Here is a 16,888-nt window from a genome sequence, read left to right as displayed (position 1 = left end):
TTAAAAATTGCTGGCGGTTTCTTCTTTTTATTAAATGTAAAAAGCACTAAAAGGCTGTCACATTTTGTGACAGCCTTCCTATAATTAAAAAAACTCATTAATTTCGCACAATGATATATGCCATATATATGAGATAAGCAACAACTAAAAAGCTACCTTCCCGTCTTCCAACTTGAAAGCTGGTTCTTGAGAAAATGAGCAAAATGATTGTAAGGATAATCATTAGTATGACGTCAATAAATATCTTACTATCAACAGCTAAAGGTGAAATAACTGAAGATACCCCTAAAACAAATAATATATTAAAAATATTGCTTCCTACAATATTTCCTAAGGCAATGTCACTTTCCTTTTTAACTGCAGCAGTTATGGAGGTAATTAACTCCGGGAGTGATGTACCGACAGCTACTATCGTTAGTCCCACTAACGTTTCACTCATACCAAAAGAATAGGCAATAACAGTTGCGTTATCCACAACCAAATCACCACCAAATATAATAGCCAACAATCCTCCCACAGTAAATATGAGTTTTTTTATCCATGAAGTTGAAACAGCTCTCTCATCCGTACCACTTTCTTCTTTGATTTTATCTCGGCTATTTTTAGCTACCTCAAAAATGTAATACATAAACACAGCAAAGATGAGTAGAAAAACAAGACCATCACTTCTAGTAATAGAATTCACCACAAAGAATTGAAGCGTCATGTCGCTTATTAATACAAGTAAGGTCACGCTTGCTAATAAAGTAAAAGGTATTTCCTTTCGAATCGTTTCATTTTCTACTTTTAACGGATTCAAAAGTGCTGTTATTCCAACAACAAAGGTAATGTTGAATATATTACTTCCTACAACATTTCCAATAGCAACACCCGCATTTCCCTCAACAGCTGCAATTATACTTACAGTTGCCTCAGGTGAGCTAGTTCCAAACGCAACAATGGTTAACCCAATTAACATTGGTGAAACATGCAGGGTCCGTGCAATGCTGGATGCACCATCAACGAAGTAATCAGCACCTTTTATCAGTAAGACAATTCCCAACAATAGCAGTAAATATGACAATTTTTCGTACCTCCTTCTTTATATAGAGAAGTGTCTATGATTAGCATACCAACTCTTTAGGCCAAATACACAATACAATACAATACAATATCCTCATCTATAGAAAAAAAATGCTGTTGCTGGGTTAAAAACCTGCTAAACACAATACTCTAAATTAAAAACAAGTATAAAAGGGATAGTCTTTACAGACAATCCCTTTTATATATTCACTTTTATTTTTCTAAGACTTTTCTTCTAACTAATACAATCGCCAATACACCTGCCCCAATCAATACTACACCTGCTAAAAGCATGTTAAACGTATTTGTTGCTGTTTTTGGCAATGTCTTGCCAGCATTTTCATTTGTTTCAGTTTGTTTTTCTGTTTGACCTACAGGGCTACCTGATAGATCTTTATTATCCTTAGACTCTTTTTTATCAAGATTCGGTTCTGATACTTTATGAGAATCATCGACTGGCTTAGGTTGGGGTGGAGTTAAGTTCTCTTCTTCTGGAAGAGGATCTTCTTCTTTATCTTCTTCATAATCTTTTACTTTAGTTAAGGAGAAATCATCCACTGTTCCCCATGCCCCTGGACCTGCTTCAATATTTGCTCCGATTGTTAGTGTTCCATCAACAACTAAAATCTCCTCAATCGCAGGATTACTCCAGTTCACCCAGCCATTTACCGTTGTCTCATCCTTTATCTCATCACTGCTTGTCTTAGCATAAAGAAACATATTCGATTCTTTTGCATCTCCACCCTGTAAGAACATAGAGAGGTTATAGTAGCCCGGCTCTAAACCAGTAATCGTTTGCTCAACTTTAAAATCTACCGCATTATCTGAGTAAAAATGAACAGCGAATTCCCCGGATTTGGCATCTGAAGCTTTTTGTTGATAAGTAGCATGTGGGGCAGATTCATCTTGATGAATAATCTTCCACATACTGCGATCCTCATCTTCAAAACTTGGGTTCAACACAAAGTTTTTAGGGTTGATTTGGAGATTCGCTTTTACTTTTCCTCCCCCTTCTACTTCACCTTCTATTACATATGTGCCAACTCCATTATTGATTGCTTGTGTTAATGCAGTTATATCCCACGTAACAGCTGCAGTTCCTTCACTTCCATCATTATAGGTAACAGTGACATGATCCGGTAGAGTAATCTCTTCCCCTAAAACAGCATGGACTGAAATGTCTTTTATCACATCGATTTCAAGTGGTGCTTTTGCTCCTGTATTGACGTATTTAAAGACGTTTAAAGATGATAATGGTTTTCCTTCGAAATCGAATAATGCCTGATTATCAACTGCACTGCCTCCATACCAGTGACCTGCATCCTCCGGATCATATTCAGCCGCAAAACTTGTAGCCCAACCTGAACCATCTCTTTCCCATTTCACTTTATTTTCTTCCAGATCTGTACCAACAGGAATCCAAGCAGGTTCCCAATAAAAAACACCAATACCAGCTTCCCCTACATTTGCAACTGCCTCAATTACATCCCGAACAGCAGTAGCTTGTCCTTGAACAGTAATCGGATAATTTAATGTCTGACCTGAATCCTTTGGTGCTGTATTTCCATGACCGTCTCCATCTTCAGCTGTGTACGTATACGAAGTTTCGGCCACCATCACTTTTTTCCCATACGTATCTGCTACGTTTTTTAGGACAGATGTTAAATTATCTAAAGTTCCATGCCAGAACGGATAGTAGGAACTCGCGAAAACATCATAATCCACATTATTTTGATTAAGTGTTTTTGAAATCGTAGAATATCTCCCTGCACTCTCAGGATTCGTAAAATGTAAAGCTACTAAAATACTAGAATCAATTTCTCTAATCGCTTTGCTACCTTGATTGAACAATTCACTCATCTTTGTCCAATCTGTTTCTCCAACAAACCCGCCGGTTGTTTCATTTCCAACCTGAACCATACCAACATCAACGCCTGCGTCTAGTAAGGCCTGAAGACTATCCTTCGTATAGGTATAAACGGCATTCTTTTTCTCTTCAAAGCTTAAGTTCTGCCATGCTTTTGGTGCCTGTTGCTTAGCAGGATCTGCCCAAAAATCAGAGTAATGGAAATCAACTAACAGCTTCATTCCGTTTGCTGTCGCTCTTTTTCCAATTTCGATCGCTTTTTCTAAGTCATTATTTCCTCCACCATAACCTCGGCTTTCAGAATCATAAGGATCATTCCAAATTCGTACACGAACATAGTTCACACCAGCTTCATTCATCGTTTGAAAAATGTCCTGCTGTTCACCAGCTTCATTTTTGAACGTCACGCCGCTTTCTTCTAATGAAATAATGCTGGAAATGTCTACTCCTTTTATGAAGTCATCACTTAATCCATCTACTTTTTCCACAAAGATATCCGCTTCAACAGGTTGGCTCGAAACATCCTGTGAGCTAAGTTGGAATTGATCTAAGTACCCCCATGCATTCTGTGCACCTTTAATCGTAGCACCGATTGCTACATTCTTTGTTTCCTCGGTTAATTCAAAAGAATATGTAATTGTGTCCCAATTGTTATAGCCTTTCGTGGCAACTGGTTCCATCTTTTGTTCTCCTGCGAATAATGTAATATCGGCTGCTTCAGTCCCATCACCACCCATCGCACTAACAGTCAGCATGTAACTTCCTGCCGGTAATGAGTCAATGGATTGTTTCACTGTAAATGTTTGATCTCCTGTTGCAGTGTCTTTGATCCAATATTTAAATGCGTATTGTCCTTCATGACTAGTGATGTAGGGATCGTCAGAATACGGAAAATGGATAGCCTCAGCTTGCTCCCAATCTATATTATCTATAGTCCATGAGTCGCCATCCCAAATATCTGTTTCAAATCCCCCATTTAATAAAAGATTTGGTTCCTCTGTTGCTGCAAAACCTCTCTGATTTTGAAGGGGTAAAGTACTTACAATCATAACAATGGTTAACAATATTGATAACAACATTCTTTTTCTTTTCATCCATTTTCATCTCCCTAGTAAACTATCAGTTAATGGTAAGCGCTTCCTTGAATGTGCTCAACAATGATGAAATTAAGGCATAGAGAAGGACGAGAATGATCAAGTCATTCTCGCTCTCTTTTGTTGTTTTATTTCGTTTTACTTTGATTTTTCCAGGATTCTAACTTCATATACATCAAGTGTCAGATCACCTGTGACTTCTTCACCACTTACCAAGTCCTTAACTTTATAATCAAGACTGATAGGTTGTTTCTCCTCAGTAAAGTTCATCACAAACAGGTAATCACTTTCAGGTGCCTGCCTTACTTGTACAGATACACCTTTACCATGTTTTACTGTATGAACAGGTTTAAGCTGAAGCTCATCTATTAGCTCTTGGTAAAAGTCATGATGGAATTGATGGTCTAATCGTCCGCCAATATAGTAGGACTCACCTTCACCAAAGTTGTGGCTCGTTACAGCAGGTGTTTTTGCATAGAAATCATCTTTATATGTTCCATCTACAGTTGCTGTATTCACATCAATGACAGTTGCATAATCCTTCAACTCGTATGACTGATTACGATATGTGACTCGGTTACGATCCTTTGGATATAGCGTGTCTGTTTCAACAGGCTTCATTCCGAATATCTCTTGTAAGTCTTTGTGCCATCCACCTAAGTATGTGAGATCATGCTCATTCACAATACCGCTAATATAGGTCATGACTAATTTTCCGCCATTTTGTACAAATGTTTTCAAACGAGAAATTGTTTCTTCACTTACTAAATAGAGCATCGGAACAATTAACAATTTATAATCAGCAAAATCCTGTTCCTTTGTAATAACATCCACAGGGATATCCTTTTCCCAGAATGGACGATAATGCTGCTGTAATGTTTGTGGATACTGCTTTGATTTTAAACCATATCCTTGAGCATCGTTGATAGCCCAATTGCTTTCCCAATCATAAAGAATGGCAACATCTGCAGGACGGTTTGTCCCAACAATATCAGATAACTTTTCTAACGTCTGCCCAACCTTTGCTACCTCTTTAAATACACGGTTTTCTGAGCTATTGTCATGATCAACAACAGCACCGTGGAATTTTTCGGATGAACCGCGTGACTTTCTCCATTGGAAATACAATATACTATCCGAGCCATGTGAAATCATTTGCATAGATGAGAGCAAATGCATTCCCGGACGTTTCGCTTTATTCACTTCATGCCAGTTTACACCACTTGGCGTTGATTCCATTAATAAGAACGGCTGTTGCTTTAGGCTTCTGTATAAATCATTAATAAAGCCTACTTTCATAGCTAAATCTGCTGTGCTTTCCCAGTCATTATGCCAAGCAGGATAGGCATCCCAGCTGATGACATCCAGATGTTTAGCAAACTTACTATAATCAAGTGATTGAAACGGAATCAGGTCAAATGTATCAGCCATAAAGTTTGTTGTGATCGGAATTTGTGGTGTGATCTCTCTTAACGGCACAATTTCATTTTTATAAAAATCGATTGTTTGATCTGTTACAAATCGACGCCAATCTAAATTCAAGCCATGCACAGCACTTTCACCAATAGGAGACGGTGATTCAATTTGTGACCAATCACTGTACGTATGACTCCAGAAGGGGCCCCACCATGCATCGTTTAATGCTTTAAGGTCATTGTTATATTTTTCTTTTAGCCAATTGCGAAAAGCACGTTGACACTTATGACAATGACATTCGCCACCATATTCATTTGAGATATGCCACATTAACAAGCCTGGATGATTACCGTACCTTTCAGCTAACAGACGATTCATTTGCCCGGTTTTCTCACGATAAACTTCAGACGTAAAACAGTGATTATGTCTTCCGCCATGAAGCTGTTTCACTCTGCTGCCATTCACACGTAGAACCTCAGGATATTTCTGAGACATCCAAGCAGGACGGGCACCACTTGGAGTAGCTAAGATGACCCGACCTCCAATACCAAGGATATTTTCAAAAATTTGGTCTAACCATTCAAAGTTATAAACTCCTTCTTCCGGTTCGAGTGCACTCCATGCAAAGATACCGACAGAAAATGTATTTGTATGTGAAAGCTTCATCAACTCAATATCATCTGCTAAGATATCAGGTCTATCTAACCATTGATCAGGGTTATAATCTCCGCCGTGAAGCATAAAGTTTGCTTTTGTTGTATAAGTCTTTTCAACCTTTGACATAATTCTCTCCCTCTAAAAAGAAATTTCTTATCCTTTTGTTCCACCTGCTGTTAAACCTGATACAAAGTTCTTTTGTAAAAGGATAAAGATAATGGCGATTGGAATACTGATTAAAATTGCTCCTGCCGCAAACGTCGTATAGCTTGCTCCCATTACATCGTTAACTAAGTTATATAAACCGATCGGTAATGTATAAGCTTCGGGAGATCTCAAAATGGTAGAAGAGAGAACGAAATCTCCTAATGGGCCAGTAAATCCATTCATCGCAACTACTGCTATCATTGGTCTTGATAATGGCATAATAATTTGCCAGAAAATTCTTGTATTGCTTGCCCCATCGATCATGGCACTTTCATCTAAATCCCTTGGAATCGAATCCATATAGCCCTTCATCAAATACGTATTCATTGGGATTTGCCCACCGATATATAGAAGAATTAATAACCAATGGCTATTCATCATTCCTAAAATCTGCGCAAGGACAAATAACGCAATTAAAGCTGAAAATTGCGGAATCATTTGCAACAATAAAAATAGTGTCAATGCATTTTTTCTTCCTTTAAAACGGAAGCGAGAAAAGGCATATGCAGTAAATGAAACACTTAGAATCGTTCCAATCATTGTAAAGACACTAATTTTCAAGGAATTTAAATACCACTGTCCATATTGCAAGCTTTCTTTTCCTGCAAATAATTCTTTATAGTGATCCAGAGTCGGATTTTTCGGTATGATTGATGTACTAATTAAACTATTCCCAGGATTGAAGCTTGCACCAATTGTCCAAAGTAAGGGATAAATGATGATAACAGCCATAAATGCTAAAATTGTATATGAAATTAGGAGACTGATCGATTTTTTTCTCTTCATGTTTGTCAGCATCACTTAAGCCCCCTCTTTAAATGAATTGGTTCTTCTGAATTGCCATAGTGCGATCGCAATGACAAAGACTGATAAAAGAATTGTTAATGCTGCTGCTAAAGAATATTGACTTGACTGCATCGTCAATTTGTAAATCCAAGAAACTAATATATCTGTTCCACCAGCTGTTGATCCAGGAACCGCAGGACCTCCGCCATTGAATAGATAAATAATATTGAAGTTATTAAAGTTAAAGGTATATTGCGTAATAATAATTGGTGCCATAGCGATTAAAATCATTGGCAATGTAATATTTTTAAATTTCGCGAACATTGATGCTCCATCAATTGTTGCCGCCTCATATAAATCATCAGGTATTGATTGAAGGACGCCAGTTGTTACTATAAAAATATAAGGGAAACCCAACCATCCCTGCATTAGGATAAGGGCTACTCTTGACCAGTTTGCATCTGTTAACCATGGAATTGCATCGATTCCAAATGCAGCAAGAATGTCGTTATTCACTGCACCAAAGCTATCATTAAATAAACCGGCAAAAATTAAGATGGTTACAAATCCAGGTACTGCCCAAGGCAACACTAAGATTGTACGGAAGAATCTTTTAAAACGGATTTCTTTTTGATTCACTAATACTGCAAGGAAAACACCTAAGCTAACCTGAAGTGTAGAAGCTACCAGCGTCCAAATAACTGTCCAAGCTAATACATCAAAGAACGTTGCACGCCAAATATCTACTGTGAAAATTTCAGCAAAGGTTTGCAAGCCTACCCAATCAGCTAGATTAGCAGGTGGAGAGTGATATAAGTCGTAGTTTGTAAATGCTAATGCAAAACTAAATAGAATAGGGAAAATAACCGCAAAGATTAAGATAAACAAAGATGGACCACTAATCACATAAGGATATCCTTGTGAAATCAGATTATGGTACTGCTCTTTCAAAGAACTTAAACCTTTGTTTTCATCACGTAATTTACCATTTCTAAACGCGTCACGTAAGTTAAGATAATAAACAGCTAGACCAAAGCATGTAACAATCAATGCGATAATCCCCTCTGCTAAAAGAAACACAGAGTTATCACGCGGCACCTCTTTACCTAACGTAAATAAGCCCCAAAATCCCATATTCAACAGATCTCCGAATACAACAAAGAACGACACCCCAAGAATAAGGAACATAAGACCTTTTATCCATTGCTTATTATAGAATTGGCCAAGGCCCGGAATGATTGATAATAGTAAGGCTATTCTACGATGTTGCACTATTTTCACCTCTTTATAAGACCGGACATCAACTGGTTTTACCAAACTGTGTCCTTATAGTAAATGGTGTCAAACATAAGCATTGTTTGACACCATTATTCATTTCTACTTATTTACCGCCATGTTTGGCTTGGATTTGTCCTTGAATCGTTTCAACCGCTTGGTCTAACGCTTCTTTTGGCTCAGCTTTGCCTGTTGCAATTGTTTGTAATGCCGCATCTGCAGGTGTCCAAACTTCATTCATTTCAGGGATGTTTGGTGTTAATTCTGCAAATTGAGACTGCTCTGCAACAGCTTGAGCTGCTTCACTTTCAGCTACAACTGGATCATCAGCTAAAGCTTGTACAGCTGGAACTTCTTTTGTTACTTCAAATCTTGTTTTAGAGTTTTCTTCATTTGCAACGAACTCTACAAATTCTTCAGCAAGCTCAGCATTCTTTGAATAACTGCTTACATTGTAGCTTTTTACTCCAACAAATGAACTCATGTTTTCACCGTTTGCTAACTCAGGTAATTTCGCTACACCAAAGTTTACTCCAGCCTTTGTGAATGGATCGATATTCCATGGACCAGAGATAATCGCAGCTGCTTTACCTTCTGTAAACAATGACTCTAACACATTGATTCCCTGCTCACCGATAATACCTGCCGGGAATAAACCTTCTTTGTAGAACTTCTGAATATACTGAGCACCTTCAACAGATCCTTCATTATTTAAACCAATATCAGAACCATTAAATCCGCCGTTTTCATCAGTACCAAAAATGTATCCGCCATATCCGCTCAAAACACTCTGGGCATAATAAATTTGATCGAATAATGCCAGGAATCCGTATTTTTCTCCATCTGTCATTTCTTTAGACAGCTCGTACCACTCATCTAAAGTTGTTGGCAATTCTTCTTCTGATACAAGATCTTTATTATAATAAAGCATTGTTGTTTCTACTGCTTTCGGTAATCCATATACCTTGTTGTCTACTTTTTGTGATTGCATAGCAACTTCTGTATAAATAGATTGAACATCCTCAGGAACGTCCAATTCTTTAATTAATCCTTCTGTTACAGCTGTACCAATTTGGTCACCAGGCATTGTTAAAACATCCGGACCTGTTCCGGCTGGACCATCTAAACGTAGATCCTCGATTTGCTGAGCATATGCTTTTTCTACAACTTTTACTGTTACATCATGTTCTTCTTCGAACTTCGCAACAGCATCTTCAATCCCGCCTGCTTTTTCAATATCTTCCCAAACTAGTAAATCGTATTCTTTGTTTGTATTTGCTTCGTTTGAACCTGAACCTTCTTCACTGCTTTCCTGAGGTCCACAAGCAACTAAAGCTAAACTTAGTGCGATAGTACTAAAAATACCAGCATATTTTTTATAACTCTTCATTGAAAATCATCCTTTCAAGTAAGTTTCAAACATTCTAGGTGAAAGCGTTTCACAAGATAAATATATCACCGTTTAGAAAATATGTAAATAAATATTTTACTATTAATAGGTAAAATATTTTACGAAAACAACAAAACCCACTACTTTTCTACTAACCACAATGTCGAAAGCTATAAAAGTACAAAAAGAGCAATCCCCACTTTCACATGGTAGATTGCCCTTTAAACTTCATATTATCAGTTTGTACTTTTTCTAATGATTAACTCTGAACCAATATATAATGTTTTTACAATCTTCCGTTTCTCCAACACTCTTTCTAATAGAAACTCAATAGCATTCTTGCATATCTCCTTCATATCGATATCAAACGTAGTTAAAGGAGGCGATAAATACTTCGCAACGCTAATATTATTAATACTTACAACACTTACACGATTTGGAATCGCAATCCCTTGTTCATTCAATGCCTGCAAGCAACCTACAGCAATTGGATCACCAGCAACAAAAAACGCCGTCGGCAACTTACCATCAAGTTTTTCAATTGCCTGACTCATTAAATTATAGCCGTTTTCAACCGAAAACCCTCGATGACAATAGATATAATGTTCCTGCAGTAAACCCTTTTCCTGCATATATTGTCGGAACGTTTTTTCACGTATATCCATTTCATCTTTATCAGTATTGGGGTTATGGTAAGTACCGCCTACAAAACCGATATTTTTATGACCTTTTCCTATTAAGAAGTCGACTGTTTTCATCGTAATTTGAGCTAAGTCAGGTCTCACAGAATCATAGTGATTCGGGTCCGGCGTTGTATCAATAAAGACTCCATTCGGCGTCAGTCCTCTCAGATGTGCCAGCTCTTTATCAGAAAAAGTCCCAACCGCTAGAAAACCTTCTATATTTTCAGGTATCGCATTAATTCCATCTGTAATTTTGTAAGTAGTTAGCTCAATATTATGTTTTTTCGCATACTTCTCTATTTCCAGCCTCATCGATTTAAAATACACATCTTCAAGTTCTTCTTTATCTGTTAACCAGTATAAAAAAGCAATATTTTTCACTATTGGTCTTACTGTTTTTTTACGATAATTTAATTTCTCTGCTGCTTCAAAGATCTTTTCACGTGTTTCATCCGGTACAGAAAGGCTTTGATCATTATTCAGCACACGGGAAACTGTAGAAATCGAAAACCCTGTTTCTTCAGCAATATCTTTTATTTTCGCCATTCCAACCACCCCTTTTCACTTCAAAACAAACAAGATGCTATATAAAACCAAAATGAGATATAGATTCATTTAGTAAAATATTTTACTTAATTTTTACCTATTTTCCTTTAAAAGTCAAGGGGCTATTATTAATATTTTCTTTTCTACTTTAAATAAAATAATAATCATTAAGACCTACAACTAAAACGTCATCTTGAAATATTTTTTATAAATGATAGCGCTTTACTCATCTTCCATTATTATAATAGAAAAGTTTGATTTCAATCTATATAAATTTTTAATAAAAACTTACATATTTTAAAGAATTTGATTTTTTATCAAACAAAAGGGCCAGCAAAAAAGCTACCGGCCAAAGATTATTATGGAAAACACTTACAAAGATAATGATAAACTCCATCTTCGTCACAAGTGAAATCAGTCACATCACTAACCATCTTCTTTATCCGATCAGGTGCATTTTTCATTGCTACCGGATAGCCAACAGATTGAAGCATTTGGATATCATTATCACTGTCACCAATAGCCATTACTTCTTCTATCTTTACATTAAAAGACTTTATCATCTGTTGAATGCCAGTTGCTTTATTCACATTTGCTACCATAACTTCTACATTATGCTCTGATGAAACTGACATGGTAAAATCGATTTCTCGCTTTAATTGTTCAAGCTCTTCTTTCCAATGATGAATATGTTCCTTTGTTCTAGCAAAAAAATAAAATTTTGAAAACTTATCCCCCGACACTTCTGTTTTCCAAGATATTTCTTCCTTAATCGCTTTTTTACGAGATAACCATTCATTAATCCCAACACTATCAGGCTTTGGATCTTGAATTTCATCAAGCATATATCGTTGATCCTGCATTAAAGATATTCGCGCTGCCCGATAAGGAAAAAGCTCATAGTATACCTTGTTAACCCTGGCTCTTTCAATAAGAATATCAACTAACTCCCGGGATAACGAATGTTCAAAAACTGCCTCACCGTCTATATAACCCGCCATCCCATTCGAGGATATCACACCATCAACTTTAAATCCTTCAGGAACTATTTCCTCTATTTCATCATGTGCTCTACCGGTTGCAATGAAAACATATATTCCTTTCGCCCTTAATTTATCGATTATTTCTTTTGTTAAAATACTGACTTTATTTTGATGATTTAATATCGTTCCATCCATATCTAAAAATATGGCTTTAGGGTTTAATTGCAAAGAAAATTCCTCCTAATAAAATTCTACTAATCAAGTATATCGTTTAGTGAATGAATTAGGAAATGCCTGTCTTTCTCAACCTATCTCTCCCTAAAAATAAGAAAAGGCACAAGTACTTTAACATCATTCTCCTGACTTGAACCTTTCCCTTCCTTCATTCATTTCATTAGATTACGCTCGATATACTCTCGCTTCAAAAGGCTTTAACGAGAATTGGCCAACATCCCCATGATTCTCAACCTTATAGTTTGACAGCAGTAATTTCTCACTGGAAACAGAGATTGGAAACTCTCCTGATTCTGCCATTTCATCTGTAAGATTTGAGATAATAACTATCTTTTCATTCTCCAATGTACGAGTATAAGCATAAATTTGAGGATGATTCTCTAAGAGCAAATCATACACCCCATACGTAAAAACATCATGACTCTTTTTAAGCTTTATCATGTTCTTATAAAAATTTAAAATCGATCCTTTATCTTTCAGCTGATCTTCTACATTGATTTTTTGATAATTATCATTTAACCCAAGCCATGGTGTTCCTGAAGTGAAACCAGCATTTTCTGCTGAAGACCATTGCATCGGTGTTCTTGAATTATCACGACTTGACGCCCATATAATAGACATGATGTCTTCATGTGCTATACCTTCTTCACGCTTATAGCGATACATATTCTTATCTGCAACATCGTTATATTCATCAATAGAAGCAAATTTCACATTCGTCATTCCTATTTCCTGACCTTGATAGATGAATGGTGTTCCCTGCATCAAAAAGTACATCGCTGCTAATGCTGTTGCACTTTCATACCAATATTCTGTATCATTTCCCCAAGTCGAAACCCTTCGAGGCTGATCATGGTTTTCAATAAACAAAGCATTCCACCCTTTATTTTCAAGAGCCTTTTGCCATTTTGTAAGGGCTGTTTTTAAGCCCACGATATCGAGCTTTTTCTTTTTTTCTGCACTCCATAGACTTAAATGCTCAAATTGGAATACCATATTAAACTTTCCTTTTTCTTCTCCAATCCATTCTTCTAAATCTTGCTCATTCTCTACTTTGACTCCATTTGCTTCACCGACTGTCATAATATCGTACTTCGCAAAGGTTTCTTCTTTTAATTCCTTTAAGTAAGTATGGATACCTTCAACATTCATATGTTTATCGAAAGACGGTACATATTTTAATCCTTTTGGATTGGGCATATCTTTTAGGCCATCTTCTTTATTAATATGACTAATGGCATCAACTCGGAAACCATCAATACCTTTATCAAGCCACCAATTGATCATATCGTATAATGCATGACGGACCTCTGGATTCTTCCAATTGAGATCAGGTTGTTTCGTTGAGAAAATATGCATATAATACTGCTTTGTTTCCTCATCAAATTCCCATGCAGATCCGCTGAAAATACTTTCCCAGTTATTCGGTTCTTTACCGTTTTTTCCATCTCTCCATATATACCAATCACGCTTTGGATTGTCCTTAGAAGAGCGGGACTCAACAAACCAGGGATGTTCATCACTTGTATGATTTATTACTAAGTCGATAATCAGTTTCATCCCTCTGTTATGAACTTCTTTTAATAATTGATCAAAATCAGCCATTGTCCCAAATTCATCCATTATGTCTTGATAATCACTAATATCATAGCCATTGTCATCATTAGGAGATTTGTACATCGGACAGATCCAAATCACATCGATTCCTAAGTCCTTTATATAGTCAAGCTTAGAGATAATTCCTTGTAAATCACCAATTCCATCTCCATTTGTATCCATAAAGCTTCTTGGGTATATTTGATATGCTACTGCCTCTTTCCACCAATGTTTCTTCATGATGATTGACCTCTCTTTTTCAAATTTATATATAAAATTTCAATATTATCACTTAAAAATTAAAGTTATCTTTGCATACATTGTTATTATTTAATCTATTAAAGTTGAAAATTTAGTTCGTTCCATTGCGCTTCAGACACAAGATTCGCCGGGGAGGAAGCTGAGTCTCCTCAGCTTCGCCTGCGGGGTCTCAGCCTTTCCTCTACTTCCCGCAGGAGTCAAGTGTCTTCCGCTCCATTTCACTATAGAGTAATAATATTACTCATGTGCAATAATCTTCCCGAAACCAACCAAGATAAAAATTTAGATATTATGAGTTCCTCTTTGCGCACAAGATTTTCGTTCAATAAACTTAGTTGGGATCGTGATTCTTTTGGCCAGCATGCTTGGTTCCTTAATTTTTTCAATTAAGCAATTTGCTGCATGGTATCCCAGCTCATAAGTAGATGTATCAACAGACGTTAGCGGCGGTTTCGAATGCTCTGATAACATTAAATTGTTAAACCCAACAATTGAGATATCATTAGGAACAAGCAGACCAAGCTTTTCTAAATGACTAGTAGCCTCATATGCAACCATATCATCCATTGTTACAATTCCAGTTGGAGGCGATGGCAGCGCCATTAGCGATGTAACAGCTGTTTTAATACTATTTTTTGTTGAATCTTCATGCACAATATATTCAGAGCGAAAGGAAATACCTGCTTCTTCTAACGCTTTTTTATATCCATTAATGCGGTCAAGAGTAACAACAAAGTCTTTACTGCCCCCAATAATCGCTACATCCCGATGTCCTAAATGAATAAGATAATTTGTCACTTGCTTTGTTATATAAATATTGTCATTATCCACAAATGTCACTCTATCCTCATTTTCATAAGGTCTTCCAACAACAGTAAATGGAAATTGACACTCATGTAAGTATCTCATTGATTGATCATTCACTCTTGAATACAACATGACGATCCCATCTACTCGTCTCCCTTGGACCATCGAAACAATTTCTTCATGAATCTCCTCTTCGGTAGAACCTGTGGATAGATATATGCCGAATAGGTTTTCGTGAGCATTCATACTGATCCCTCTTAAAACCTCCGGGAAAAATGGGTTTTGAAAGGCATGATATGTAGAATTAGGCATAATGACTCCTATCGATTTCGAGCTCTTTGATGCTAAGTTTCTCGCCTGAAAATTAGGGTGATACCCTACTTCCTCCATGACTTCCCGAACGCGTCTTTTTGTTTTTTCACTAATTCTTGGATTATTCGCAATCACCCTTGAAACAGTAGATGGTGCGACATTTGCCAACTTTGCCACATCTTTAATCGTAACCATATCAAAACCTCCTTTCCAAAAAGTATAAGAATCAGAAAATACTTCTTTTTAACGACCATTTATCAAGCTTTAGAAGTTCGACTTCTCCGTCTGAAAAAAATTCAATTCCCTTTGAATGTTCACTAGGATAAATTCTTGCCGTCATTACTTTCTCACCATTTTGGATAAAGATCTCTAATGATGATTTATCCAAAAACAATGTAAGCTGTAATTTACCCTTATTTAGTTCAACTGGTGCTTTTCGTTCACCACCAGGTCCTTTTCCAGAGTGATCACGATTAAGAGTCAATTTTTGATTTTGACAGTCAAACGTTAACTCTGTTTTTTCGGTACGTGCTGCGTCCATACGAAGATTGATCCCGAATTTTGATGCTTGCTTCATATCAAGTAAGACATTCAACTCTACGCAATCTCCATTAACACCTTCAAAATTTCTGCTTCCATTCATTAACACGTTAGAATATGAAACCTGATTAAAACGCAGAGTTTCCATTTCCGGAGCAGGAACACATTTCACACGATGTTCTTCGATAGACATGATACGTGGGATCGTAATAGCTCCTGCCCAATCATGCTCTTGTTCCGGCATCTCACTTTCCCACATTGCCATCCAACCTACTAAAATCCTTCTTCCAAGATGATCTACAGTTGTCTGTGGTGCATAAAAATCAAACCCGTAGTCTAAGAGCTGAAACTGATCAAATTGGAACTTACCCTGTTGCAATTCCAAATTCCCCAACACATAAACCGATTGATGCAAATTATGATATAAATCCCCCTCGGGTTTCACTCCCTGTGGTGACATGACTAACACATCCTGTCCAGATAGAGAAAACAAATCAGGACACTCCCACATATAGCCCATATTTTCAGTTCCTCTTGCCATCACATTAACAAATTCCCATTTTAATAAATCTGGAGAACGATAAAGCAATGCCTGCCCAATTCGCTCCTTTGTTTGTGAACCTAACACACAGTAGTAATAGTCTCCTTCTTTCCAAACCTTTGGATCTCTAAAATGAAATGGATGTATATCACCAGAAGGTGCTTCTTCTATCACAGGATTTTCCGCTATTTTTTCAAAATGAATACCATCGTCACTAACAGCCAGACATTGGACTTGTTTCAAATCCTTGTCCTGGTCTGGGCCCGTCCACCTATTACCTGTATAAAACAAATATAATTTTCCATCTTTTTCAATCGCACTCCCTGAAAAACACCCATCAATATCATACGGCTCACTTGGAGCTAAAGCGATCGGGAGGTGTTCCCAATGAACCAAATCCTTGCTTTTAACATGTCCCCAGTACATCGGACCCCATTTTGGTGAATATGGGTGATGCTGATAAAACAAATGGTACTCCCCATTAAACATTGAAAATCCATTTGGATCATTCATCCAGTTTGCTTGAGGCATAACATGATATTGCAAACTCCACTCATGATCAGACACACTTTTCTTATACTTGTTCAGTTCTTCATGAGCTTTCTCTATCATTTCTTGGTGCTTGTTCATT

General features: G+C 36.9%; 11 protein-coding genes. All 11 read right to left on the bottom strand.

Features of this window, described 5'->3' with window-relative positions; all coding sequences use genetic code 11:
- Positions 1-97: 97 nt before the first annotated feature.
- Positions 98-1,063: a calcium/sodium antiporter gene (locus BK577_RS13675; RefSeq protein ID WP_078433295.1), complete on the bottom strand. Its 966-nt coding sequence runs from the start codon at positions 1,061-1,063 to the stop codon at positions 98-100.
- A 212-nt stretch (positions 1,064-1,275) separates the two neighbouring features.
- A complete protein-coding gene (locus tag BK577_RS13670; protein ID WP_078433294.1) occupies positions 1,276-4,023 on the bottom strand; it encodes a glycosyl hydrolase 53 family protein in 2,748 nt (915 codons plus the stop codon).
- A gap of 138 nt (positions 4,024-4,161) precedes the next feature.
- On the bottom strand, positions 4,162-6,225 hold the full coding sequence (locus tag BK577_RS13665) for a beta-galactosidase GanA (RefSeq protein WP_139367307.1): 2,064 nt from the start codon (positions 6,223-6,225) through the stop codon (positions 4,162-4,164).
- 24 nt (positions 6,226-6,249) lie between these two features.
- Complete coding sequence (gene ganQ / locus BK577_RS13660; RefSeq protein ID WP_139367306.1) at positions 6,250-7,101, bottom strand: galactooligosaccharide ABC transporter permease GanQ; 852 nt, start codon at positions 7,099-7,101, stop codon at positions 6,250-6,252.
- A 3-nt stretch (positions 7,102-7,104) separates the two neighbouring features.
- Entirely contained in the window at positions 7,105-8,361 is a 1,257-nt protein-coding gene (ganP, locus tag BK577_RS13655; protein WP_078433292.1) for a galactooligosaccharide ABC transporter permease GanP, read from the bottom strand.
- Positions 8,362-8,470: 109 nt separating this feature from the next.
- A complete protein-coding gene (gene ganS, locus BK577_RS13650) occupies positions 8,471-9,754 on the bottom strand; it encodes an arabinogalactan oligomer ABC transporter substrate-binding protein GanS (protein WP_078433291.1) in 1,284 nt (427 codons plus the stop codon).
- A 236-nt stretch (positions 9,755-9,990) separates the two neighbouring features.
- Positions 9,991-10,983 carry a galactan degradation operon transcriptional regulator GanR gene (locus BK577_RS13645; RefSeq protein WP_078433290.1) on the bottom strand — a complete coding sequence of 331 codons (993 nt, stop codon included), beginning with the start codon at positions 10,981-10,983 and terminating at the stop codon, positions 9,991-9,993.
- A gap of 359 nt (positions 10,984-11,342) precedes the next feature.
- A complete protein-coding gene (locus tag BK577_RS13640) occupies positions 11,343-12,194 on the bottom strand; it encodes an HAD family hydrolase (RefSeq protein ID WP_078433289.1) in 852 nt (283 codons plus the stop codon).
- Positions 12,195-12,365: 171 nt separating this feature from the next.
- Positions 12,366-14,036, bottom strand: coding sequence for a glycoside hydrolase family 13 protein (locus BK577_RS13635; RefSeq protein ID WP_078433288.1), 1,671 nt, complete (start codon positions 14,034-14,036; stop codon positions 12,366-12,368).
- 303 nt (positions 14,037-14,339) lie between these two features.
- Positions 14,340-15,371: a LacI family DNA-binding transcriptional regulator gene (locus BK577_RS13630; protein WP_078433287.1), complete on the bottom strand. Its 1,032-nt coding sequence runs from the start codon at positions 15,369-15,371 to the stop codon at positions 14,340-14,342.
- Between the two features lie 31 nt (positions 15,372-15,402).
- Positions 15,403-16,887, bottom strand: coding sequence for a glycoside hydrolase family 32 protein (locus BK577_RS13625; RefSeq protein WP_078433286.1), 1,485 nt, complete (start codon positions 16,885-16,887; stop codon positions 15,403-15,405).
- Between the last annotated feature and the right edge of the window lies 1 nt (position 16,888).

Origin of the sequence: Metabacillus halosaccharovorans (assembly GCF_002019635.1) — a bacterium.
GTDB classification, from domain to species: Bacteria; Bacillota; Bacilli; order Bacillales; family Bacillaceae; genus Metabacillus; species Metabacillus halosaccharovorans.
The sequence above is the reverse complement of the archived record's forward strand: the minus strand, read 5'-3'. Positions and strand labels throughout refer to the sequence as shown.

What these genes read in the sequence shown, in the direction of transcription:
- BK577_RS13630 (WP_078433287.1), bottom strand. Translation starts at nt 15,371, where the DNA reads ATGGTTACGATTAAAGATGTGGCAAAGTTGGCAAATGTCGCACCATCT.
- BK577_RS13635 (WP_078433288.1), bottom strand. Translation starts at nt 14,036, where the DNA reads ATGAAGAAACATTGGTGGAAAGAGGCAGTAGCATATCAAATATACCCA.
- ganQ (WP_139367306.1), bottom strand. Translation starts at nt 7,101, where the DNA reads ATGCTGACAAACATGAAGAGAAAAAAATCGATCAGTCTCCTAATTTCA.
- BK577_RS13625 (WP_078433286.1), bottom strand. Translation starts at nt 16,887, where the DNA reads ATGAACAAGCACCAAGAAATGATAGAGAAAGCTCATGAAGAACTGAAC.
- BK577_RS13670 (WP_078433294.1), bottom strand. Translation starts at nt 4,023, where the DNA reads ATGAAAAGAAAAAGAATGTTGTTATCAATATTGTTAACCATTGTTATG.
- ganS (WP_078433291.1), bottom strand. Translation starts at nt 9,754, where the DNA reads ATGAAGAGTTATAAAAAATATGCTGGTATTTTTAGTACTATCGCACTA.
- BK577_RS13645 (WP_078433290.1), bottom strand. Translation starts at nt 10,983, where the DNA reads ATGGCGAAAATAAAAGATATTGCTGAAGAAACAGGGTTTTCGATTTCT.